The sequence below is a fragment of the Pseudomonas benzenivorans genome (assembly GCF_024397895.1).
Taxonomy (GTDB): domain Bacteria; phylum Pseudomonadota; class Gammaproteobacteria; order Pseudomonadales; family Pseudomonadaceae; genus Aquipseudomonas; species Aquipseudomonas benzenivorans_A.
In genome coordinates, this window is the sequence record NZ_CP073346.1 from 138,945 (window position 1) to 163,589 (window position 24,645).

Here is a 24,645-nt window from a genome sequence, read left to right on the forward strand (position 1 = left end):
GGGCAACCTGGCGCGCCGTCCGCGTGCCCGTCCAGCGCGAACGGAATCAACGGCCGAATCGCGCCGTCGCATTCGGCAAGGGTACGGTTGAGCGCCTTGGCCAGCGTATGCGGGCCGGCCAGGGCGACAGCATCCACGCGCGCGTCTTCGACCAGCTCCTTGAGCGTCGCATCGTCGCCGGTCGCCAGCGCGCCAAGCGCTTCCTTCGGCACCCCGGCTTCAAGCAATAGGCGCTGCAGCTCGCTGGCCACCCGTTCGACCTCATGCCACAGCACCACGGTATTGCCGGCAGCCAGGGCCGCGCCGCACTGCGCGGCGAGCGCGGCGAAGCCGCTGCCGGCGGCCGCCAAACAGACGACCAGTCCGCGCGGCGGCGACCTCAGTTCATTGCGCTCGCCGGTAGGCCCGGGCAGCTCCACGGGTTCGGCCAGCTCCGCTTCGGCCTGGGCGGCGTAGAATCGCAGCGCCTCGGCGGCGCGACCGATACCCTGCACGCCGTCCGGATCGTGTATGCCAAGCGCTTGTACCGAGGCCTCGATCGCCGCCGCCGCCTTCTCCAGCAAGGCGGCACGCTCGCCGACCGCGAGCGCAGACCAATCTTCCGCGGCGGATCGTGCATCCCGGAGCGCACGGTCGAGGCGCTCGCGCGATACCCCCGCCATCACCGGCGTCTCACCGCCGGAAGCAACGGCTGTTTGTAGCGATGCGCCATCCACCACCTCGCTCGCGAAGCGCTGCAGATAGTGCGGCCCGCCCGCTTTCGGGCCGGTGCCCGAGAGGCCTTCGCCACCGAAGGGTTGCACGCCGACCACTGCGCCGATCTGATTGCGGTTCACGTAGGCATTGCCTGCCCGCACCTGGTCGAGGATGAGATCGCGGGTTTCGTCGACGCGGGTGTGGATGCCGTGGGTCAGTCCGTAGCCTGTCGCGTTGATGGTCTCGACGACCTTGCCGATCTGCTCGCCGGGAAAGCGGATGACGTGCAGCACCGGACCGAACACCTCGCGCTTCAGCCGCGAGATGCTGTCGAGCTCGAAGGCGATCGGCCCGACGAAGCTACCCTTGCCACTGCTCGGCCCCGGCTTGACCTGCTTGAGCAGCTTCGCCTCGCCGCGCATGCGCTTGATGTGCCTGTCGAGCAACCCCTTCGCCTCATCGTCGATGACCGGCCCGATATCCGTGGACAGCTGGGCCGGGTCGCCGACGTTAAGCTCCTCCATCGCGCCACAGATCATCTTCAGCATCTTGTCGGCGACGTCCTCCTGCACGAACAGCACGCGCAGCGCCGAACAACGCTGGCCGGCGCTCTGGAAGGCCGACATGACCACGTCGCGCGCAACCTGCTCGGGCAGTGCGCTGGAGTCGACGATCATCGCGTTCAGGCCGCCGGTCTCGGCGATCAGCGGGCAAAGCGCGCCGTCACGCCGCGCGAGCGTGCGGTTGATGAGCTGGGCCACCTCGGTCGAACCGGTGAAGCACACGCCACTGACCCGCGCATCGGCAACCAGCGCGCCGCCGACACGGGCACCGTCGCCCGGCAACAGGTGCAGCACGCCGGCGGGGATGCCGGCGCGGTGCATGAGCCGCACACCGGCTGCAGCAATCAACGGTGTCTGCTCGGCGGGCTTGGCCACCACCGCGTTGCCCGCGACCAGCGCCGCGGTGATCTGGCCGGTGAAGATCGCCAGCGGGAAGTTCCACGGGCTGATGCAACAGAACACCCCGCCACCCTGCAGGCGCGCCTCTCGGCCCGCGTCGGCCGGCAGGCGCAGGCGCACCGGCTGACCGAAATCGAGTTCGGCGCGCTGGGCGTAGTAACGGCAGAAATCAACCGCCTCGCGCACCTCGGCGAGCGCATCCGCAAGCGTCTTGCCCGCCTCGCGCACGGCCATGGCCATCAACTGCGGTGCCTCCTCCTCCATCAGCTCGGCGAGGCGGCGCAGGGCCGCAGCCCGCTCGGCGACCGGGGTGGCGGCCCAGTCGGCGGCATGACGCTGGGCGCTGGCCAGCGCCTGCTCGACGTCCTCATCCGTTGCCTCGCTTGCCTGGCCGACAATGCGCCCGCGGTCCGCCGGACTCAGCACGTCGCGGACGTCGCGCTCGCGCTCCTGGCCATCGATGATCGGGCCGGCGCGCCAGCTGTCCTGATCGGCGGCCGCCATCGAGCGGGCAAGTTCGCCTAACGCAGCGCGATCGAACAGGTCGCGCCCGGCGAAGTTCGCCCGCCCGGGGCCGTACAGGTCGCGCGGCTGCGGGATGTGCGGATGGGGGATGTAGGACAGCGCCTGCACCTGGGCGACCGGATCCGCGATGATCGCCTCGACCGGCAGCGACTCGTCCTGAATGCGGTTGACGAACGAGCTGTTGGCGCCGTTTTCCAGCAGCCGGCGCACCAGGTAGGCGAGCAGGTCCTCGTGCCCCCCGACCGGGGCATAGATGCGGCACGGCATGCCGATACGCTTGTCTTCGACCACACCCTCATAGAGTTCCTCGCCCATGCCGTGCAGGCGCTGAAACTCGAAGCCGCCCTCGCCACCGGCGTACTCCAACACGCTGGCAATCGAATGGGCATTGTGGGTGGCGAACTGCGGATAGAAGACATCGCGGTTCGCGAGCAGTTTGCGCGCACAGGCAAGGTATGCCACGTCGGTGTTCATCTTGCGCGTGTAGACCGGATAGCCGGGCAGCGCCAACTCCTGGGAGAGCTTGATTTCCGCATCCCAGTAGGCGCCCTTGACCAGGCGCACCATCAGCCGGCGACCGTGGCGGCGGGCCATGTCCGCCAGCCAGTCGATGACGAAGGGCGCGCGCTTCTGATAGGCCTGCACGACGACGCCGAAGCCGTCCCAGCCCTTGAGGTCCTCGGCCCCAGAGACCGCCTCGATGACGTCGAGGGAGATGTCCAGCCGCGCCGCCTCCTCCGCATCGATGTTGAGCCCGATGTCGAGCCGCGCGGCCTCGAGCGCGAGGGCGTGCATGCGCGGCACCAGCTCATCCATGACCCGCTGCTCCTGCCACAGCTCGTAACGCGGGTGCAGCGCCGACAGCTTGACCGAAATACCCGGCCCTTCGTAGATGCCCTTGCCGCCCGAGACCCGGCCGATGGCGGCAATCGCGCTGCGGTAGGACTCGAAGAAACGGTCGGCGTCGGCCATGGTCCGCGCAGCCTCGCCCAGCATGTCGTAGGAGTAGCGGTAGCCCTTGCGCTCGAATGCCTTGGCGCGCTCGAGCGCCTCGCCGATCGTGCGGCCCATGACGAACTGCTTGCCCATGATGCGCATCGCCTGGTTAACGGCCTCGCGGATCATCGGCTCGCCAACCCTGGCGACCAGCCGGCGCAGCACGGCCCCCGCCGTCTGCCCCTTGACGCCGCGCAGGCCTACGACGCGCCCGGTGAGCATCAAGGCCCAGGTCGAGGCGTTGACGAACACCGAATCGCTTTGCCCGAGGTGGGCGTCCCAGTTGGCGGCCGACATCTTGTCGCGGATCAGCGCCTCCTGCGTGGCGTCGTCGGGGATGCGCAGCAGCGCCTCGGCAATGCACATCAGCATCACCCCCTCCTGGGTGGACAGGCCGTACTGATGGAGAAAGGCGTCGATTCCGCCCTTGGAATGGGCGCGCACCCCCTCGACCAGCCAACCCGCAGTGTCCTGGATACGCGCCTGGGCTTCGGACGACAGATCGAGCTGACCGAGCAGCGCCGTCACGCAATCGGTTTCGTCAGCACGGTAGTGGGCGTCGATCTCGCGCCGCAACGCATCGGCTTGCAAGGGTGAAGTCTCGGAGCTCATCGTCTCGTCCTCGCCTGGAGTCTGGGGCGGCCAGCGGCGACCGGCCTGCTGGGGCCGGCCATCGGCAAATGCGCGACCGCCGCGTTACAACCGGTCTCACTCGTGAAGGGCTTTCTCGAAAGCCTCGAACTCTTTCTGGATCGCCGCCACCGGCGGCTGGCTCATCAGGCTGACCACCACCACCGTGAGCGCACACAGGATGAAACCGGGAAGGATCTCGTACATGTCGAAAATGCCGCCACTCACCTGCTTCCACAGGATCACGGTAACCGCGCCGACAACCATGCCGGCGATGGCGCCGTTGCGGGTCATGCGCTTCCAGAACAGCGACAGGATCAGCACCGGCCCGAACGCCGCGCCGAATCCCCCCCAGGCATAGGAGACCAGCCCGAGTACCGTACTGTCGGGATCGCGCGCCATGAGCACGGCGATCAGCGCGATCAGGATCACCGTGCTGCGGCCGATCCACACCAGCTCGCCCTGGCCGGCGTTCGGCCGGATCATGGCCTTGTAGAAGTCCTCGGTGAGTGCACTTGAGGACACCAACAGCTGCGAGTCGATGGTGCTCATGATCGCCGACAGGATCGCCGCCAGCAGCACGCCCGCCACCCAGGGGTTGAACAGCAGCTGCGACAAGGTGATGAACACCGTTTCCGGGTTCGCCAACGGCTTGTCGGCGAAGTAGGCGATGCCGGCGAAGCCCGTGAAGATGGCGCCATAGAGCGCCAGAACCATCCAGGTCATGCCGATCAGCTTGGCCATGGGCATGTCGCTCGAGCGGCGCAGCCCCATGAAACGCACAACGATATGGGGCTGGCCGAAATAGCCAAGCCCCCAGGCCATCAGGGACACGATGCCGAACAGGGTCATTTCGTGAAAGATGTCCAGCCGCGCGGGATCGACAGCCGCCACGTTGGCCACCGTGCTGCTCCAGCCGCCGTCGGCAGCGATCACCGCGATCGGCACCATGAGCAACGCGGCGAACATCAGCAGGCCCTGCACGAAGTCGGTCCAGCACACCGCCAGAAAGCCGCCGAGAAAGGTGTAGGAAATGATGACGATCGCCCCGACCCAGAGGGCTGTGCCGTAATCCATGCCGAAACTCTTCTCGAACAGGGTGGCGCCGGCGACCATGCCCGACGAGGTGTAGAAGGTGAAGAACAGCAGAATCACCAGCGCCGAGATCATCCTCAGTACCTTGCTGCCGTCATGGAAGCGGTTCTCGAGGTAGTCCGGCACGGTGATCGCATCACGCGCGACCTCTGTGTACACGCGAAGTCGCCGCGCGACGAACTGCCAGTTCAGGTAGGCGCCAATCGTCAGGCCCACGGCAATCCACACCTGATTCATGCCCGCGGCGTAGAGCGCGCCGGGCAACCCGAGCAGCAGCCAGCCGCTCATGTCGGAGGCGCCGGCACTCAGCGCTGCCACCCCCGGACCGAGGCGGCGTCCGCCGAGTACGTAGTCGGACAGGTCATCGGTGAGCCGGTAGGCCGCGAAACCGATGACCAGCATGCCGATCAGGTAGATGACGAAAGTAACGAGGGTCGGGGTGCTCATGTTCATGGTTGCCGCTCCTCATTTGCCCATTAGGTAAGTAACCAGCGACAACAGCACGACGGTGCTCATCGGCACGATCAACCAGAACCATGTTGCGAAACTGAGTGCATGTTCCATGGGAATCCTCACGTTCTTGCTGCACATGGCGACTGCGCCGGTGACTCCAACCGATTCCAGAGTCGCCTCGCAGCCCTTGCGGACCGACCGGCACTGCAACACTCAGTCCAGTGCAGATGACCGACGGACCGTCCGACGCCCAAGGCGCACCAGAACAGTGCCTCGACGTTGGCTAGCGTTTTAACTATAGGAAAGATTTGCGGCTTACCCCCTGCCCCTGCTTGCAACAGTGAGCAAAGGTGCGGTGCGGGGCACGGCGAGAGTCCTGCCGGAGCGAGGCCCAGGCGCTGAGCCGAGACGGCTCAGCAGCCCGACTGCTACGGGCCAATCAGGCAGAATTGCGGCCACAAAAAACCGGCCATGGAGGCCGGTGTGGATATCTTTTGCCGCTTTCGCGGGCGAGCCCTGGACTGATTGGACCCGCGTAATTGGTGCCCGAGCCGGAATCGAATACTGGCCTGCACGCCGCGTGATTGCTCAGATCACTACCGAATGGACTGGCTCCATATACCTAAACGTATACCTAAACCTGAAAGTACCCCTCAGTGGCCGCCAGATTCTGGCCGGCATTTTACGTTGTGCGGTTGAATCCCTACCGCAGGTCATGATGCCAAGGTGTTGTGGACGCCAAGTCTCGTCGAGGTGTGAATACCTGCAGATCACTACGCGAGGTCGCTGGATGCTGGCGCTGTCGGGCGTTCCATCGCGCCAACTTGCCGTGATTCGCAGGGCTGCCGTGGGGTTGGGCTGTTGCCATGGGGCGGTGGTTGGCCGCCCCACATAGTGAATCAGATATCCAGTGCAGGCAGGCTGTTCACGATTTTTTGGGTTTCTAGACTCACGGTAATAACGCGCTGGAACAGCTCCAGCGGATACTTGGGGTTGCCCATGGTTTCGACGGCCCAGTCGTTGGCGTCGTTGACGATGCCGCTGGCCTTGTCGGTACGCACAGCTTGGCGCTCCATCACCCAGTCGAGCGCGGCCTTGCCGTTGACCACGTAATCCCAGGCCGCCTCGGGGATGCCCTTGAGGGTGATGCGGTGGTTGTAGATGACAGTGTTCTTGTCGCCCTTTTTGGCGAACTTCATTTTCTCTACCCGGTAGTCTGCGTTGGTCAGCGAGCCCTTGGCCTCGATGGTCAGCGGGTACGGCTCGACGGTTTCATAGTTCAGGTGAAGGTCGGCCAGGGCGCGGCCAGCTTTGCTGAAAGCCCAGAAGTCGGCGGCCTTCTTCACTGCCGGGATGCGCGGTAGCTCCTTGCTCAGGTTGTCGGCGTAGCGCTCGCGGTAGTCTGATGAGTGAAAAACGCCATAAATGTAGTAGAAAAGGTCTTCTTTGCTGATCTTCTCCGTTGGATAGGCGGTCTGGAAATGTATAAGACCTTCGTCTGAGATTGCGTCACGCTTTTTGCGCGGTAACTCTGTTGAGCGGGCAAACAGGTCATCCGCGCTAGCCTTGGTCTCCGCTTCCTCATCATAAAGGTAGAGAGGGAAGCACTGTGCTCCACCATCGGGCTGATCACAGCCACAGATGTTGGTGATCAGCGCAAAGTGGCCATCGCCTCTCCAATTACCCTTTACCATGATCATTAGATTCACTGAGCCTAGCGCTGGGAAGATGCGTGGCATTTGCAGCACCCTCTCGTTGAAGGTGCGATTGAAGTACAGCCATTGCTTGGAAAAAGGTCGGTAAAGCGCAGTGACAGCGGATGCTGATTCGTACTCGAAGGTTCGATTTCTGGCTAACTCTTGCTTCAGATTGACTGACCAACTTATGTGTTTGGGGTTGGTATCAATAAAACCCTCAACCAACGACTCGCGCGCTTTCTTATCCAGCATTGAGTACGTGCGATTGAAGCGCATAACTTCCTCGTTATAGAAGTCAATCATCTGCTCCATATTGCCCCGAAGCTTGTCTTGGCTGCTGTTGAATGCCCAAGCATCGCGGTTTGTCATTACACCCCGTGAGAAATTATCAAACAGCTGACCCCCATTCCCCTTCTTATCGCCCAGAACAATAAAATCGCTAAAGTCGTCGCTACGTTGGCGCAGCCAGTCACCATGGGCGTCAGGGGTTATACTCGACCAGTCAGCAATGCCAGCTACGCTGCCGTAGCCGGCAATCCTTTCCAGCTTATCTTCGCGACTGAGATAGTCGCCAATGTCATGGAAATAGATCTGGCCGCGGGCTGGTGCGCTGGGATTCTTAACCAGTAACGAGATGGCGATGGGGGCGCGACTACCGCTGCCGAAAACCTTGCCTCCTTCTTTACGCGAGGTTTCACCACTGGTGCGCTGATTGCCGCGCAGATGGAACACGTAAAGGCTGGAGAACTCGTCAACCAGACACTTGCGGAGACCGTCTGCGGTGTTGGCCTCAACAAAACCCGCATTAGTTACAAAACCGATGATGCCGGCATCACCAATGCGGTCGCTAGCCCAGCGAATGGCGCGGATATAGCTGTCATAAAGGGCGTTTTTAAGCGTGGCTTTTGAGCCCGCCGCATAGGTAGTGCGAATGCGCTCATCAAGCGTTGGGTACTGGATATTGGCATTGTTATCGTTGGCGCTTGTCTGCCCTGCTGAATACGGCGGGTTGCCCACAATTACCCGAATATCCAACGCCTTCTGCCGCTTGCGCCGGGCACTGTTGTCCACTAACAACTCATCGACTAGATCGTCCTTCTCATACATCTGAAAAGTGTCGGTCAGACAGATGCCTTCAAACGGGGTGTACTCGTCGAAGACTTCACCGTGATAGGCCGCTTCGATATTGATGGCGGCAATGTAGTAGGCGAGCAGTACCAGCTCGTTGGCGTGGATTTCATGCTTGTACTTGTGCGGTAGCTCTTCCGGTTTGATCAGGCCCGACTGGATCAGGCGGGTGATAAAGGTGCCGGTACCGGTGAAGGGGTCGATGATGTGAACGCCCTTGCTGCCCAGGGTCTGGCCGAACTCCTGTTGCAGCAGGTGGTTGACGCTGTGGAGGATGAAGTCGACCACTTCGACCGGGGTGTAAACGATGCCAAGACGCTCCGTCATCTTTGGGAAGGCGTTGCGGAAGAATTTGTCGTACAGCTCGACGATGATCTTCTGCTTGCCTTGGGCATTGTCGATACCGGCGGCACGCTGACGCACGCTGGAGTAGAACTTCTCCAGGGTGTCGGCTTCCTTGGCCAAGTGATGCTCGTGGAGCGCGTCCAGCACACCTTGCATGGCCTTGGACATGGGGTTGTGGCTGGCAAAGCTGTACTCGTCGAACAGCGCATCGAATACCGGTTTGGTTACCAGGTGCTGAGCTAGCATTTCGACAATCTCACCATCGCTGATGCTGTCGTTGAGGTCGTCACGCAGCTCGGCGGCAAAGGCGTTGAAAGCGGCCTTCTCGTGGGTGTTGGTCGGGTTCTCCAGAATGCCCTGGATGCGGTCGATATGGGTGCGGGCGATTTTGGCGATGTCGTTGGCCCAGTCTTCCCAATGGTGGCGGTTGCCGCACTTCTCGACGATCTTGGCGTAGATGGCCTTCTCGATTTCGCCGACCTCGTAGGTCAGTTCGGCCTGCTGAGTCATCTGCCCGGGAGCATCATGGTTCTTGCTACCGATGCCGTACTGGCCTTTACCGGCCTTGCCATTGCTCGTGCCGGTGGCTTTCTTCGCCCTCTTCTCGGCCTTGTCGGTGATGGCGATGACTTCCATCTTGCGCGGATCGGAGCCGATCAGGTCGAGCTTGTTGACCATGGCGTCGAAGCTGTCGTCGTGCGAACGCAGCGCCTGGAGTACCTGCCAGACCACCTTGTAGGTCTGGTTGTCATTGAGCGCTTCGTGAGGCTCCATGCCGGCAGGAATGACCACCGGCAACACGACATAGCCGCGCTTCTTGCCTGGTGCGTTGCGCATCACGCGGCCAACGGACTGCACAACATCTACCTGGGAGTTACGCGGGGTGAGGAAGAGCACGGCGTCCAACGCCGGCACGTCTACACCCTCGGACAGGCAGCGTACGTTGCTGAGGATGCGGCAAGTGTTGGCCGGAGGAGCTTGCTTCAGCCAGTTGAGCTTGGCTTCCTTGGCACTGGCATTCATGCCGCCATCCACGTGCTCGGCCTCGCAGATTAGTCGCGAGGCTTCGTCGATCTCTTCGGATTTCTGGTAGGCCTCGACCACCGCCTGGAACATGCTGGCGATGTTGATCGAGCTGACCTTGTGCTTGGTGCCCTTGTAGTTGGGCGAGATGACCTGGCAGAAAGCCACAGCACGCTTCATTGGCTCGTCATCACCTATAAGCTGCTCGTGAAGGCCCTGCTTGGCCAACGCCTTCCAGCAACCGACGATCTTGGCCGCATCATCCACTTTGAGCTGGTTGTTCTCGTCTTTCAGCATGTCCTGAAGACGGCGGCTGATGGTGCTCTCCTCGACGGTGAGTACCAGCACCTTGTAATCGGTGAGCAAGCCGCGCTGGACGGCCTCGGAGAAGTTGATGACGAACATCTCTTTGCCGTACAGCGACTCGTCATCCATCGAGCAAAGAGTGACTTCGCCGGACTCAGCTTTGATCTTGGCGTTGTCACCGTAGATGCGTGGCGTGGCGGTCATGTATAGACGCTTGGCCGCGCGGATGTAGTCGGCATCATGAACGCGCACGAAGTTGCTTTCGTCATCGTCGCCAAAGGTAGCGCCGGTAGTGCGGTGCGCTTCGTCGCAGATCACCAGATCGAAAGCGGGCAGGCCATAATCTGCCTGGGCACGGCTGATCACGTCGATGGAGTGATAGGTGGAGAACACCACACTCATGTGGTCGGCATCGTGGCGCTTGAGCATTTCCGCTGCGAGGCGATCCGCTTTGGTGGTGGCCGGGTAGCGCAGCTCATGAGTGAACACCTGAACCGCGTCATCCTCTGCTTTGCGCTTCTTGCCTACGTCGCTGTCGGAGCAGACGGCAAAGCTGTGGAGCGGGGTGGCACTTTCCTGAGTCCACTCGGTGAGGGTCTGCGACAGCAGCGAGAGACTGGGCACCAGGAACAGCACTCGCTTGCCCTTGCCGGCCTGCTGCTCGGCGATCTTCAGGCTGGTGAAGGTCTTGCCGGTGCCACAAGCCATGATCAGCTTGCCACGCTCGGCATCCTTCAAGCCGGCAGCCACGGCGTTTAGTGCTGTCTGTTGGTGATCGCGCAGCTGCTTGCGCGCCTTGAGCACCACCGCCTGGTTGGGCTGGTACTTGGCCCAGTCGATCTGGCTGTCTTCCAGGGCTTGCAGGTCGATCTTGCTGACCGGGGGCTGCTGGCCCTGCAAGGCGCCCTCGGCGTGCTCGCTCCAGTTATTGGTGGTGGTAACGATGATGCGGTGCGAGAACGGCGCCTTGCCCGAGGCTGTGAAGAAGCTGTCGATGTCCTTCTTCTGGACTTTGTAGTCCTCGGCGAACAGCTTGCACTGGATCGCGTGGTACTCACCGGTGCCCTGGGTACGCGCTACCAGATCGATGCCGGTGTCGCGACCGTCCAGCCCTTGCTCCTTGGCCCAATCGGCGTACATCCAAACCTTGTCGTAGAGGTCGCGGTAGGTGGCCTCGTTACGCAGGTAGGTGCAGATCAGCTCCTCGAAATAGGTGCCTTTTTCGCGTTCGGTGACAGAGGCACTACGGTAGGTGTTGAGCAGAGCAGACAGGGTGGGCATTGGGTAATCCTTGGCATGGGGTACGGCGCACGCGTTACCGCCACTTCCATCTGGCACAGTGGCCGGGGGCAACGGTCGGCAATTATGCCGACTGGGCGGCACCGGGGGAATGCGCAAGGGAGGTGTCTGTCTGCCGGTATGGCCCGCACCTTGGTGGGGCTGCCGCTTGGTGGTCTTGGGCAACTAGGAGGGTCGGGTTGTCAAGGGGGCTGGGACTTCCATATAGGTCGGGATGTGGAGCTACTTCAGTACTCAGCGGCTGCTCAGTTGCTTGTCGATGCGGCGCAGGCGGCGTTCCAGCCCGGCTATCTGCTGTTGCCAGCTCTCCTGGGCACGGGCGTCTACCTGTTGCAGACGGGCTAGCTTGCGGGCAAAGGTGCGCAGGTGCATGCCTTTGGGCCGGGGTATGCACTCAGCTGGCAGATCCATCAGGCCCAGTTCACAGCCAAGGGCGTGGCGTAGCTTCCACGACAGGTCAAGAGCCAGGTCACGCTTGCTGGCCTGCTGGCTGGCGTAGTTGAGGCGCAGGCAGTGGCGGCAGGCAAAGTAGCGCCTCAGGTACAGCACAGCCACTCGGCGACCACAACAGGGGCACAGGAACCAAGGGCGATGGCCGCCGAGCTGACAGGGTGTCCAGGTGATGGGCACCGGGTAGTCCAGCATTTCGGGCTTGTCGTCACGGCTCAGATGGTAGTACAGACGCAGTGTGCTGGCGTTGGGCATGGTCATCCCGATACTGGCTGTACGGTCGCCATCACGCCACCAGGCCCAGCTGCCAGAGTAGCCGGGCTGCAGGGCGCCGGCCTTGTACAACCTGCGCACATCCAAGTGACGATGGTGCTCCAGGGTATTTTTCTGCTTCGGTCGGCTCATTGGGGCAACCTAAATCAATTGGGAAATCAACAGGTTTTCGGTAACCCGCGAGAACTTCCCGGCTTGGTGTCTGACGGCTCGCTATAGCGTGACTGCGGAGGCGAACTCTCGGTTACTAGCGTTGACCTCCTGGCACGTTGATTTACGCTGATGCGCTCGGGCTGTCGTAGTCGGCCAGCCATTCGTCCACGGTCTGTTCCTGCGGTGGCTTGCGGGATGACTGGGGGAACGAGGCGACCGTATGGCCATGGTTCCTGATTACCGTTTTACCGTGGGTATTTTCACCCGTACCAGAGAAAGACCGCAGGCCGCATGGTTGCTGAGTTGGAGCGATTTCCTTGTCCGACGTTCTTGTCCGGGAGTTGTCCGGGCCTTGTCCGACGATTGTCCGGGAGTTGTCCGGCAGAACAGCCAGGCGAACTACTGGTGCCGGGATGTTCAGTGCCAGCAGAGTACGGGTGTCCAGCCGAGCATCAGTGCGATACGCGGTCAGACTGGCGGTGAACAGAATGCCCTTCAACTTGCCCATGTAGTCGTGCAGGGCAGACAGTCGCCTTGGCATAGGCAAACAGGTGGCTTGCCAGAAGTGGTACAGCTGGTAGTCCTTGCTAATACGGAATTGCCCTGCCGGAAGTGGGCTGCCCTTCTTGCCTGCAGCAGTATCACGGGCGCGGGTTAGCTCCACGTTGAAGATGGTGTAAGCATCTGCCCGGCCAATAACAGACTGAAACTGCAGGGTCAGCCCTCCCTGCTTGTGCCTGCCATAGCGGCCTGTTGCATGGCTACGGTACAGATAGGCATCTACTCCGACAGCGGACAGGATTTGCAGGGTCAACGTCAGGTTGTGCTGTGCCATCCAGTTGGCCGGAACTGGTTTGCCGCTGGCCGGATGGATGACCAGCTGGCCGCGCTCGATGCTGACGCTATCGCCCTGCGCCAGCAGCCTATGCAGCAGCTCAGAAGGCTCCTGCGTGGCTACAGTGACGGGACTGGTGTGGATGGCCATAGCTGCCAGTCCCCTACTCACGCGCCCTTACGGCTTTCCAGGCGGGCCTGCAGGTAGGCTTCCACTTCGCTGCGCACAAAGTAAACGCGGCTGCGGCGGTCGCTACCATCCTTCAGCGGCTTGGGGAACTCGGGATCACGGGCACGCAGCTTGTCAACACCGGAGCGGGTACGGCGCAGAACAGCGGCCAGGTCGGCCATGGTCAACAGTTCGGGAAAGGTGCTGGTGGGTTCGGAGGCGTGGTGCGTGGTCATATTGGGTGCTCCTGTTTGGGGACAGGGCACACGATAGCGATGCAGTTGAGGCGACCGCCAAGCAGTGGAACTAGACAGCAGGTATGCACCTGAACACTAGGGCTGGTGGGCACCTACAAGATGGGTAGGTGCCCAGTCACAGGCCGGCCTTAGGTGGGCACCTTTATGTACTCAATTGATTTTATTAACTTTTATTGGTGGCGGCTGATCTATTTTTACGGTTGCCGGGGCTTAAGTGTCTCGGCCGAAGAATCAGGTTGACGGCTTGGGCCATGTTTGCACCAGCGCCACGCCCCTTCAGGTATTCAACCACTTCAGTCTGGCTAGGAGCGGTGCTTGGATCATCTGGATCATAAGTTGACCAGAGCTGCTTGATGGCATCCTCGACAAATTCCAGGCCTTCAGAGGTGTGGCCGCGATAAGGCAGTGCCAAAGGTGTTGCTTCAATAATCTCAGCCTGTTTCTGATCCAACTGCGTCAGCTTGGCGGGCGATGCTGGCTTGGTAACCTGGACGCGTTCTGTCTCTATCCAGTTCAGGAGGGCCGCGCGAGAAATGACGGTGTGGGCGGGACTGATGTCGTATGTACGATCAGAGGGCTTGATATTCATTGCATATGGCTGCTCGGAGTAGTTTTCGGGCAAGACCCATGCACAACAAATGACAGGGCTGATCATGCCTTGGCGGATGGCTGAGACAATAGAGAGACAGTGGGCGTGCGCCTTCTTCCAGCGGGGGAACTGCTGCTCTTTGGCTTGTGCCAGCGTTTCCACATCGAGTGGATCAATCATGGCCATCAGGAGAGCAGCCTGCTCCACCGTGAACTCCATGACGGCTTTCCAGTGACTCAGGTCCGGCAGGTCGTTTTCGTAATCCATGGCTGTGCTCCTGTGCTCCTGGCTGCATTGATTTCTATCAGGCTGGCCGCCTGATCGTCACGACATTGCCAGCATCTTGGCTCCGGTTAGCGAACTCGTAGGGTGTCAGGTACTGCTGCCGGCAGGCGTCCAGGTAATCGGCCCACCACTGGCACATCAGTCGGCGCTCGTCCAAGTGTTCAGCCTTGTGAATGTAGGCGGCTCGAACCCCGTTGCGCTCCTGATGGCTCATCTGCCGCTCTACGGCGTCACGGCTCCAGAGACCCGATTCGATCAGGGCTGAACAGGCCATTGCGCGGAATCCATGACCACATACTTCGGTCTTGGTGTCATAGCCCATACGACGCAGGGCGGCGTTGACGGTATTTTCACTCATTGGCTTCCAGTGCTGGTGGTCACCGATGAAGATCAGGTCGAAGCGGCCGGTCAGCTGGTGCGCGGCTCCCAGCGTGGCCAGCGCCTGCCGACTGAGGGGCACCAGATGTGGGGTCGACATCTTGGCGCCTCGGGTGGCGTGCTTTACGCCTTCGATGGGCTGCCGCTCGCCGGGGATAGTCCAGAGGGCACGTTCAAAGTCGATTTCTTCCCAGCGAGAAAATCGCAGTTCACTGGAGCGAATGAAGACCTGCAAGGTCAGCATGACGGCGAGCCGGGTCAGCGCTCTGCCATTGTAGGCATCTAGGCGCGCCAGCAACTCCGCTAGGCGTTCCAGTGGAAGGGCTGGCCTATGGGCAGCCTTGCGCGTGGCGGTGGCCCCCTGCAGGTCGTTGGCGGGGTTGGTCTCGATCAGGCCATGCTGGACGGCGCGGCGCATGATGGCGGTGACGTACTGGCGCAGGCGGCTGGCCAGCTCCAAGGTGTCACGCTGCTCGGCCAGCTTCAGCGGCGCCAGCAGGTCGCGTGCCTTCAGTTCGGCAATGGGGTGCCCTCCCAATAGCGGGAACAGATGCTGCTCCATCCGGCGTAGCACGGTGGCGGCATGGCCGGGCTTCCACTTAAGGGCGCAAGCGGCGTGCCATTCGCGGGCCTGTGCCTCGAAAGTATTTGCTGCTGTGGCACTGGCTTCGGCCTTGGCTTGCCGGGCCTGCTCTATGGGGTCTTGGCCCTGCGCCAGTAGCTCTAGGGCTTCGGCGCGGCGTTCACGGGCGGCTTTCAGGCCAAGGGATGGGTAGTTGCCGAAGGTGGCCAGTCCCGGACGCCCATTTGGCTTGGTGTATTTGAAGCGCCAGGTCTTCACTCCTGTGGGCTTCACCAACAGGAACAGCCCCTGCCCATCGAACAGGGTGTAGTCCTTTTCCTTAGGGCGTGCGGCCTGGCATTTGGGATCGGTCAGAGGGGTAACAGTGCGCGCCATTGGTATACGCCATCCATATCGAATCGGGATATACCTAAACGTATACCTAAATCACGGGGTTATCTAGATGAAGGCGGGAATACGCAGGCACAAAAAAACCGGCTAAAGCGCCGGTTTAATTGGTTATTCCGCACATTCAGGGTCTCCCGGGAGTACCCGGAAAAACGAAAATGGTGCCCCGAGCCGGAATCGAACCGGCAAGACCTTGCGGTCGGCAGATTTTAAGTCTGCTGTGTTTACCAATTTCACCATCGGGGCGCTTTGGCGACTCGCTTGACGCTACCAAGCACTTCGGCACTGCACCAACCTCAGCGGTTATGCCAGGGTCGTGCTGTGATGCTTGGGTGCGAGGCCGGGACTATATACAGCCCTCAGCGGCCCCGCAAGCCTTACAAAAGCCATTAAAAAAGCCCTGTAGATCGCTGATCTACAGGGCTTTTTAATTGGAGGCTGAGGTCGGAATCGAACCGGCGTTCACGGATTTGCAATCCGGTGCATAACCACTCTGCTACTCAGCCTTTAAACCAAACGGGCCGTCATAAACGGCCCGTTGAAACTGGAGCGGGAAACGAGACTCGAACTCGCGACCCCGACCTTGGCAAGGTCGTGCTCTACCAACTGAGCTATTCCCGCTTGTCTTGGTGACGGGCGCCATTCTATAGGTTCAGAACGCCCCGTCAACCCCTTGATTCAAAAAAGCTTATTTCTTTTCGGCGGTGGTGCTGAGGTGCGGCCAGGCGGCCAGCAGGTACTGCAGCATCGACCACAGCGTCAGCACCGCGGCAACGATCAGCAACCCATAGCCGAGCAGAACCCATAAGGTAAACGCAGGCGGATTGGCCAGCAGAATGACCAGCGCGGCCATCTGCGCAGCGGTCTTCCACTTGGCCAGGTTGGACACCGCGACATGGGCGCGGGCGCCCAGCTCGGCCATCCACTCGCGCAGCGCCGACACCACGATTTCTCGGCCGATGATGATCGCCGCCGACAGGGTCAACCACAGGTTGGCGTGCTCGGCCACCAGCAAGACCAGGGCGACGGCCACCATCAGTTTGTCGGCCACCGGATCGAGGAAGGCACCAAACGGCGTGCTCTGCTCCCAGCGCCGCGCGAGGTAGCCGTCGAGCCAGTCGGTGACGGCGGCGCACGCGAATACCCCGCTGGCCGCCCAATAGCTCCAGGAGAATGGCAGGTAGAACAACAGAATGAAGATCGGGATCAGCAGGACGCGGAGCACGGTAAGCAGGTTGGGGATATTCATCGGCACAACTGGGCTGCGAGGTGAGCCGGCATTCTACTCGCTGTGCAATGCGGCATAAATCAACTCGGCGAGCTTTTTGCTAATCCCAGGGGCCTTGGCGATCTCCTCGGCGCTGGCGCGGGTCAGTTCCTGCAAGCCGCCGAAGTGATTGAGCAGTTCGCGCCGGCGCTTGGGCCCTACCCCGGCGACCTCTTCCAGGCTGGAGGTGCGGCGCGCCTTGCCACGGCGGGCACGGTGCCCGGTGATGGCGAAGCGGTGCGATTCGTCGCGGATCTGCTGGATCAGGTGCAGCGCCGGCGAATTGCCCGGAAGGGTGAACTCATGGGCGGCGTCGTTGAGGTAGAGGGTTTCCAGGCCCGGCTTGCGGGTCGTTCCCTTGGCCACGCCGAGCAGGATCAGATCGGGGACCGCCAGCTCCTCCAGCACCTCGCGCGCCATGGCCAGCTGCCCCTTGCCGCCATCGACCAGGAGGATGTCCGGCAGTTTGCCCTCGCCGTCCTTGACCTTGCTGAAGCGCCGCGTCAGCGCCTGGTGCATGGCCGCGTAGTCGTCGCCGGGGGTAACCCCTTCGATGTTGTAGCGGCGGTAGTCCGATTTCAGCGGCCCCTCCGGGCCGAACACCACGCAGGAGGCCACCGTGGCCTCGCCACTGGAGTGGCTGATGTCGAAGCACTCCAGGCGCTGCGGCAACTCGTCCATGTCGAGTGCCTCGGCCAGGGCCTCGAAACGGGCGGCGACGTGCTGGCGGTTGGCCAGGCGTGCGCCGAGCGCCTGTTCGGCATTGGTCACGGCCAGCTGCTGCCAGCGCGCGCGGGTGCCGCGCACCCGGTGACTGATGCTCAGCTCGCGGCCACGGGCCTCGGCGATGGCGTCGATCAGGGTTGGGAAGTCTTCGTGCAGCACGTTGACGATCAGCTCGCTGGGCAGGTCGCGTTCCTGGCTGCTGAGGTAATACTGGGCGAGGAAGGCCAGCATCACCTCGTTACCCTCCTCCTCGATCCCCACCTGGGGAAAGAAGTTCTTGCTGCCCAGCACGCGGCCGCCGCGCACGCTGATCAGGTGCACGCAGGCGCCGCCCGGGTTGACCATGGCGGCGACTATGTCGACATCGCCGCTGCCGCCTTCCATGCTCTGCTGGTCCTGCACCCGGCGCAGCAAGGCGATCTGGTCGCGCAACTCGGCGGCGCGCTCGAAATCCAGGGCCATGGCGGCCTTCTGCATACTCGTCGAGAGCTCATCGCTGAGGGCGTTGCTGCGTCCCTCGAGGAACATCACCGTGTGGCGCACATCCTCGGCGTACTCGGCCGGCTCGACCAGGCCCACGCAGGGCCCCTTGCAACGCTTGATCTGGTATTGCAGGCAGGGCCGCGTGCGGTTCTTGAAGTAGCTGTCCTCGCACTGGCGCACCAGGAAGGTCTTCTGCAGCAGACCGAGGCTTTCGCGAATCGCCCCGGCGCTGGGATAGGGCCCGAAGTAGCGGCCCTTGAGCTTCTTCGCCCCGCGATGAATGCCCAGGCGTGGGAACTCGCCATCGGAGAGGAACACGTAGGGGTAGGACTTATCGTCGCGCAGCAGGATGTTGTAAGGCGGCCGCCACTGCTTGATCAGGGTCTGCTCGAGCAGCAGGGCCTCGGTTTCGTTGGCGGTGATGGTGGTTTCGACCTGGGCGATCTTGCCGACCAGCGCCGCGGTCTTCGGCGCCAGGCCGGTCTTGCGAAAGTAGCTGGCCAGGCGATTCTTCAGGTTCTTCGCCTTGCCGACGTAGAGCAGCTTGGCCTCCGCATCGAACATGCGGTAGACGCCGGGCCGGCCGCTACAGGTGGCGAGGAAGGCGCTGGGGTCGAACGCGGTGGTCATCTCAACTGACGGCATCGACCATGCCGTGGCGCACCGCCAACAGGGCCAGCTCGACATCACTGGTGATCGACAGCTTCTCGAAGATGCGGTAGCGGTAGGTGTTCACCGTCTTGGGCGATAGGCAGAGCTTGTCGGAAATGCTCTGCACCTTCTGGCAGCCGGCGATCATCAGGGCGATCTGGATTTCCCGCTCCGAGAGCAGGTCGAACGGCGAGGCATTGCCCTGGGGCTGGAAGGGCTTCAGGGCCAACTGCTGGGCGATCTGCGGGCTGATGTAGCGCTGGCCGGCAAACACCTGGCGGATGGCCTGGACCATCTCGGCCAGGGCCGCGCCCTTCGTCAGGTAGCCGGCCGCGCCGGCCTGCAGCAAACGGGTGGGGAACGGGTCTTCCTCGCAGGCGGTGACGGCCACCACCTTGAGGTCCGGATGGCTGCGCAGCAGCTTGCGGGTCGCCTCGAGACCACCGATGCCCGGCATCTTGACGTCCATCAGGACGACATCGGGCTTCAACTCGCGGCATTTGTGCAGGGATTCCTCGCCGGACTCGGCCTGACCGACGACCTGCAGGCCGTCGATGTCTGCCAGCATACGCGTGATGCCTGTTCGAACCAGATCGTGGTCGTCGACCACCAGCACCCTAATCAAGCGGACTCCCCATGCGCATCACATCTGCGGTCTGAATTGGTGTTGTTATTCGGCGCTCACAATAGCAAAAAGCGCCTCACAGACCTAGTTTGGTGCAGGGCAGTCAAATAGCAACCGTAAAAAAACCAGTGCAGGCCCAGGGCCCAGCGCAGACTAACGTTCGCGCCTGCGCTTGCCCTTCGAGTTCCTGCCGCTGCCGCCGCCATCTTCCGGCGCTGGCGCCTCCTCGGGGTCAAGCGCAGTGGGGCCTATCGCCGGCGCAAAGGGCACCACGTCGAAGCGCAACATCATGGCGTGGTCTTCATGGACCAGGTTGTGGCAGTGGATCACATACTTGCCGCGGAAGTCGCGGAAGCGCACCAGCACCTTGATCCGGGAATTAGGCTGCAGGACAAACACGTCCTTGCGCCCCTGTTCGTGGGGCGGCACCGGCACCTCGTCGTCATCCTCGACGCCGTCCTGGAACTTGGCGATGGTCCGCCCCTCCTCCAGATGCATGTGGATGGGGTGCGACCAGCCGCCGTGGTTATTCACCAGATCCCAGACCTCGAACTCCTCCTGAGGCACATCGAGGGCACTGCGCAGCGGATTGAAGAACTTGTCGTTGATCGCCCACATGCCGTTGGTGCGCTCGAACTCGAAGCGGCGCACCCGGGCATTGGCGATGACCTCAGGGTCTAGCGGGGCCAGTTCACGCAGCGCCGCCGGCACCCGACTGAGGTCCTGCCGCGGCGGGAAGCGATCGACAATCAGCTTCAAGACCCGCACGCCGGGCGCCTCGACGTCCTCGGGTCGACGGGTCTTTTCCTGTTTGAGTCGGTTGACCAGGTAGAGCTCGGTGCCGATCGGGTAGCGGGCGAAGTCCACTACGATGTCGCCGCGTTCGGCCGCGCTCAGGCGAACCCGGTGCTGGTTGAACAGCGGCGCCGGCAGCAGGTTGCCGTCGTTGGCGATGTAGGTGAAGGTCTGCACCCGGTCTTGCAGGTCGACCAGATAGAACTCATAGGCACGGCTTGGTCCGCCATTGAGCAGGCGCAGACGGTACTTGCGCGCCGCCACCCGCAACACCGGCTCGATATAACCGTTGACGATGACCTTGTCGCCCAGGGTGCCGTCCGGATCGACCTGGTCGTAGAACAGGATGCCATTGCGGTCGAACAGGCGGTCGGCGAACGCCAGGGGATAGTCGTAGGGGTAGCTGGGCAGACGCAGCGCCGCCGGATTGGGGTCGCGCTCGTCGCCGGAGTCGATATCGTCGAACAACAGATAGAAGCCCATCAGCCCGCGCACCAGATTCGGCGAGGTGAAGTCCAGGGTGTGGTCGTGGTAGAACAGCGTGCCCAGGCCCTGCTGAGGGTCGCCGATGCCGTTCTGCTGCTCGTCGTAGCCGGCGTAGATGTTGGCGTAGAAGTGATCCTTGAAGTGCCCGGGCGCGGAAAGGTTCGGCCCGGCCTTGTTCGCGCTGTAGAAATCCCCGGGGAAGCCATCGCTTTCCGATCCCGTGTGCGCGTTGTGCAGGTGGGTGGAGATCTGCGGCGAACCAAAGCCCTTGTGGTCTTCGGGCAGGCGATTGTAGATACGCACGATGGTCGGCTGGCCGTAGCGCCCGAATATGGTCGGCCCTGGCGAGATCGCGGCGTTGCCACCGTAGGCAAAGCCCCAGATAGGCTGGGGCGGATAGGCCGGGTTGAACACCCAGCTGGGGTTCTCCTCGACGCTCATCTCGTAGTGGACAGGTGGATACTCGCGGGGGCGCTCGTAGAGTTCGTCCCAACGCTGATGGGCATCGCGCCCGGCTTCGCCGGCGGCCGTATTGGCCACCACCATTGGCGCTGGATCGAGCGCCACGGGCTCGAGCGGGGTATAGGCCAAAGGCAGCTCGATCTGCCAGGGTATGGTCGGCGGGCTCTTTTCTGGCTCGTCGCCCAGTTTGACCTCATCGTCGTCCCGGCGCTCGCGCCGCTTGCCGCTGCCGCTTGTGGCGTTCAGCAGCAGCGGCACCGCCAGGCTCAAGGCCGCGCCCTGTACAAAGAGGCGCCTGCTGGCGCCTTCGGCAGGCGTCTCCGGCGAGCAGCTGGCGCTTGGTGCCTCAACGTCGCTGCGCGGCTCGGTGCCCCCCTTCGCCTTGTCGCGCCGGGTCGATGTGGATTTCATGTCGCTTGCCCTCTTGGCGGGGCCCTCGCACTTCCCTGCTCCTGTTGCCAGAGCCCTCTATTTGATCCCTCCCTTCTCCAGTACGGCTTTGGAAGGTGCGATTACGGCGCCCTAGCCGAGGCGCGCCGCATCCTGCTCGCTGCGGTACACGGTGTGCACCATGGCGTTGTCGACATGGTTGATGGTGGTGATGATGCGTTCCGGGTCGGCCAGGGCCGGGGCCATGGTCCAGCGCTCGTTGCGGTCGTTGCCGACGCGCAGCATGCCGGTATGGGTGGTCAGGTTGCGGTCGACTTCCGGGTCCGGGTCGTAGAAGCCCAGGGCATAGCGCAGGCGCTTGATATCGGCCGGCTCGCCGGTCAGGAATTTCCAGCCCGGCAGCAGGCGTTGCTGTCTCACGTACTCGGCCAGGTGCTCCGGCCGGTCGAGCTCGGGCTGCAGGGTAATGGAGTACATGAACACGTCCCGCCCCAGGCGATCGCCCAGTAGTTCCTGGACCCTGCGCAGGTTCGAGGTCATGGTCGGGCAGGCGCCCGCGCAATCCACGTACATCATGTTGACCGTGATGATCTTGCCGCGCACCAGATCGTCGTAGAACAGCACCCGCTCGCCCTCATGGGTGTAGAGCGGCACGTTGGGGAAGTAGCCGTCTTGCGGGGCAGAACCTTGGTCGGCGACATCGATGATGTTCTCGGCCTCGACCGGGAAGCGCTGCCAGAGCAGCCCGCCTAGCGCCACCGCACCCAATCCGGCCAGTAACTTTCTTCGGGTATTCATTGCATTACCTCCAGTCTCGGCGACTAGTCGTCTTCCTTGATGTCCCAGCGCAGCATCATGGCGTGATCCTCATGGATCAGGTTGTGGCAGTGCATCACGTACTTGCCGACGTAGTCGCGGAAGCGCATGAACACGCGGAAGCTCGAGTTGCGCTCAAGCACAAAGACGTCCTTGCGCCCCTGCATGTGCGGCGGCACCGGCACGTTGACCCCGTCCCGGGTCATGCTGAGAATGCGCCCCTCCTCGAAGTGAATATGGATGGGGTGGTCCCAGCCGTTGTCGATGTTCACCAGCTCCCACACCTCTGCGCTGCCCTTGGCGATCACCGCACGGGGCTGATTGGGGTTGAAGAACTGATCGTTGATCGCCCACATGCCGTTCTTGCGCTCGAATATCCAGCGGCGCACCGGCGCCGCGGCGATTTCCGCCGGATCCAGCGGCCGCATTTCGCGCAACACGTTCGGCACCTGACTGAGGTCCTGCTCGTCCGGCTCACGGTCGACGATGAACTTCAGCACCGGGGTGGCGGCGCCAAGCCCCTCGAACCGGCGCGTCTCGATTTGCTGCAGACGGTTGGACAGGTACAGCTCGTCGCCGACGTTGTACCTGGAAAAGTCGATGACGATATCGGCCCGCTCCGCCACTGCGATTTTCACGCTGACCTGATTTCTGAGCGGTGCGGGGAGCAGATTGCCGTCGTTGGCGATGTAGTCGAAGGTCTGCGAAACGCCGTTGGTACGGGTCAGGAACAGCTGGTAGATCCGACTCGGACCGATATCCAGCAGGCGGAAGCGGTACTTGCGCCGCGCGACGCGCAACACCGGCTCGATCAGGCCGTTGACCGCGATCTTGTCGCCGAGGGTGCCATCCGGGCCGACCTGGTCGTACACCAGCATGCCGTTGGCGTCGAAGCGCCGGTCGCCAAAGCTCAGCGGGTAATCGTAGGGGTAGCTCGGCAGGCGCAGGGCCGTCGGGCTCGGGTCGCGCTCATCGCCCGAGTCGATATGGTCGTACAGCAGGTAGAAACCGGCCATGCCGCGGTACAGGTTGGGCGCGGTGAAATCGAAGGTGTGATCGTGGTACCACAGGGTGCCCAGGGCGTTGCGCGGGTCACCAATGCCGTTCTGCATCTCGTCGTAACCGGCGTAGATGTTCGAATAGAAGTGGTCCTTCCATCGTCCCGGCGCGGCCAGGGTCGGGCCGGCCTTGAGTGGGCTGAAATAATCGCCGGGGAAGCCGTCGCTCTCCGAGCCGACGTGGGCGTTGTGCAGGTGCATCGAGATTTCCGGCGAGCCGAAGCCCACATGGTTCTGCGGCAGGTTGTTCTTAAAGCGCACCACCACCGGCTCTCCGTAGCGAGCCAGGATGGTCGGCCCGGGGGTGGTGGCCCTGCCGGAGTCGCCGGTGAAGCCCCAGATGCGCTGCCGCGGGTAGGCCGGGTTGAATTCCCAGTCGTCGTTTTCCTCGACACTCAGCTCATAGTGCGCCGGCGGGTACTGACGTGGCGCCGCGTAGAGTTCGGCCCAGCGTTGATGCTTGTCGCGGCCGCACTCGCCCAAAACGGGTTGCGGGTCCCCCGTCGGATAAGGATCGAGTTCGGTGGACTCGAGAATAGGCGGCTCCTCCGGCAGCTCCATGACCCAGGGAATGCTCGGCGGGCTGGGCGGCACGGCCACCGGGCCTGGTTCTGGTTCTGGTTCCGGCTCAGGCTCGGGCTCCGGATCACGCCCACGGCGCCGGCGCCTCGCTTCGCTGTCGCTGGAGGCGAACAGCAAAGGCGCGGCCATGGCCGCGGCCGTGAGCTGGAGGAACGAACGCCTGCCGTGATCCTGTGCCAGTTCGTCGGGGAGATCCGGGACCGACTCCCAGCCTCCCGTACAGATGGAAACCTTCCACTGCCCGGGAGTGAGTTTCTCAACGCTGTCCTGTAATCGGGTCTTCATGGCGTTGCCCTCATTCGCGTTCTTAAAACGGCAGCCCAACCTATTTCGAGGGGCATAAAGCACCCCTCCGCTGTTAACGCAGAACACGGATGCTTGTGAGTTAATTCGTGGCCAAACCCAGCCTCATTCGCGACAGCTCACAGCCACGACCTTGTCGCGAAACTGCGAGGCCTTACGGGATGGCACCCTGGCGCGTTAGCGCGAGGGATCAGGAAGAGGGAGGCCCATGCAGGCTCACCGATAGAACGAGTCTCCGGAAAGACTGCCGGCTGTTCAGGATGTGTATGGCCCTGCCCATGACAATCTCCCCTAGCGTTGCTCCGAGGCCTCTTCGCGCCCTCTCCTTCGCGAAAAAACCTGATGAAACATCCCTCTCCCACTGTTCACTAAAGAATCGCTGCAAATCATTGTCAAGGATTCGTCGCAGGCACTTTGCCCTTACACGAAACGTCGCTATCTAATTGTTTTTGTGTGTTTTATTAAAACTAAATAGAGTATCGAGACAG

At 62.3% G+C, this 24,645-nt stretch carries 13 protein-coding genes, 3 tRNA genes and 1 pseudogene; all 17 read right to left on the minus strand.

What is annotated here, in order from left to right; translation table 11 throughout:
- Positions 1-140 precede the first annotated feature (140 nt).
- Positions 141-3,716, minus strand: a pseudogene (gene putA / locus KDW96_RS00580) (bifunctional proline dehydrogenase/L-glutamate gamma-semialdehyde dehydrogenase PutA); the annotation flags it as partial.
- Between the two features lie 171 nt (positions 3,717-3,887).
- Positions 3,888-5,357 (minus strand): sodium/proline symporter PutP, encoded by a 1,470-nt coding sequence (gene putP, locus KDW96_RS00585; RefSeq protein WP_255838455.1) that lies wholly within the window; start codon positions 5,355-5,357, stop codon positions 3,888-3,890.
- A gap of 899 nt (positions 5,358-6,256) precedes the next feature.
- The gene (locus KDW96_RS00590) at positions 6,257-11,137 is read right to left on the minus strand and encodes a DEAD/DEAH box helicase (RefSeq protein WP_255838456.1); all 4,881 of its coding nucleotides are present in this window, start codon (positions 11,135-11,137) and stop codon (positions 6,257-6,259) included.
- A 252-nt stretch (positions 11,138-11,389) separates the two neighbouring features.
- Positions 11,390-12,010, minus strand: coding sequence for a hypothetical protein (locus KDW96_RS00595; protein WP_255838457.1), 621 nt, complete (start codon positions 12,008-12,010; stop codon positions 11,390-11,392).
- Between the two features lie 142 nt (positions 12,011-12,152).
- A complete protein-coding gene (locus tag KDW96_RS00600; RefSeq protein WP_255838458.1) occupies positions 12,153-13,016 on the minus strand; it encodes a protein-tyrosine phosphatase family protein in 864 nt (287 codons plus the stop codon).
- A 17-nt stretch (positions 13,017-13,033) separates the two neighbouring features.
- Positions 13,034-13,270: a helix-turn-helix transcriptional regulator gene (locus tag KDW96_RS00605; RefSeq protein ID WP_255838459.1), complete on the minus strand. Its 237-nt coding sequence runs from the start codon at positions 13,268-13,270 to the stop codon at positions 13,034-13,036.
- A 184-nt stretch (positions 13,271-13,454) separates the two neighbouring features.
- Positions 13,455-14,147, minus strand: a complete 693-nt coding sequence (locus tag KDW96_RS00610; protein ID WP_255838460.1) for a hypothetical protein — start codon at positions 14,145-14,147, stop codon at positions 13,455-13,457.
- Positions 14,148-14,184: 37 nt separating this feature from the next.
- Positions 14,185-15,501, minus strand: a complete 1,317-nt coding sequence (locus KDW96_RS00615; protein WP_255838461.1) for a tyrosine-type recombinase/integrase — start codon at positions 15,499-15,501, stop codon at positions 14,185-14,187.
- A gap of 171 nt (positions 15,502-15,672) precedes the next feature.
- Positions 15,673-15,759 (minus strand) — tRNA-Leu (locus KDW96_RS00620).
- Between the two features lie 186 nt (positions 15,760-15,945).
- A tRNA-Cys gene (locus KDW96_RS00625) sits at positions 15,946-16,019 on the minus strand.
- Between the two features lie 39 nt (positions 16,020-16,058).
- Positions 16,059-16,134: transfer RNA gene (locus tag KDW96_RS00630), tRNA-Gly, on the minus strand.
- A 67-nt stretch (positions 16,135-16,201) separates the two neighbouring features.
- A complete protein-coding gene (gene pgsA / locus KDW96_RS00635) occupies positions 16,202-16,762 on the minus strand; it encodes a CDP-diacylglycerol--glycerol-3-phosphate 3-phosphatidyltransferase (protein ID WP_255838462.1) in 561 nt (186 codons plus the stop codon).
- A gap of 33 nt (positions 16,763-16,795) precedes the next feature.
- On the minus strand, positions 16,796-18,619 hold the full coding sequence (gene uvrC / locus KDW96_RS00640; RefSeq protein ID WP_255840600.1) for an excinuclease ABC subunit UvrC: 1,824 nt from the start codon (positions 18,617-18,619) through the stop codon (positions 16,796-16,798).
- A gap of 1 nt (position 18,620) precedes the next feature.
- A complete protein-coding gene (gene gacA, locus KDW96_RS00645) occupies positions 18,621-19,265 on the minus strand; it encodes a response regulator transcription factor GacA (protein WP_255838463.1) in 645 nt (214 codons plus the stop codon).
- Positions 19,266-19,418: 153 nt separating this feature from the next.
- A complete protein-coding gene (locus KDW96_RS00650) occupies positions 19,419-21,419 on the minus strand; it encodes a multicopper oxidase family protein (RefSeq protein WP_255838464.1) in 2,001 nt (666 codons plus the stop codon).
- A 111-nt stretch (positions 21,420-21,530) separates the two neighbouring features.
- Positions 21,531-22,196: an SCO family protein gene (locus KDW96_RS00655; protein WP_255838465.1), complete on the minus strand. Its 666-nt coding sequence runs from the start codon at positions 22,194-22,196 to the stop codon at positions 21,531-21,533.
- A 23-nt stretch (positions 22,197-22,219) separates the two neighbouring features.
- Positions 22,220-24,139, minus strand: coding sequence for a multicopper oxidase family protein (locus KDW96_RS00660; protein WP_255838466.1), 1,920 nt, complete (start codon positions 24,137-24,139; stop codon positions 22,220-22,222).
- Positions 24,140-24,645: the final 506 nt, after the last annotated feature.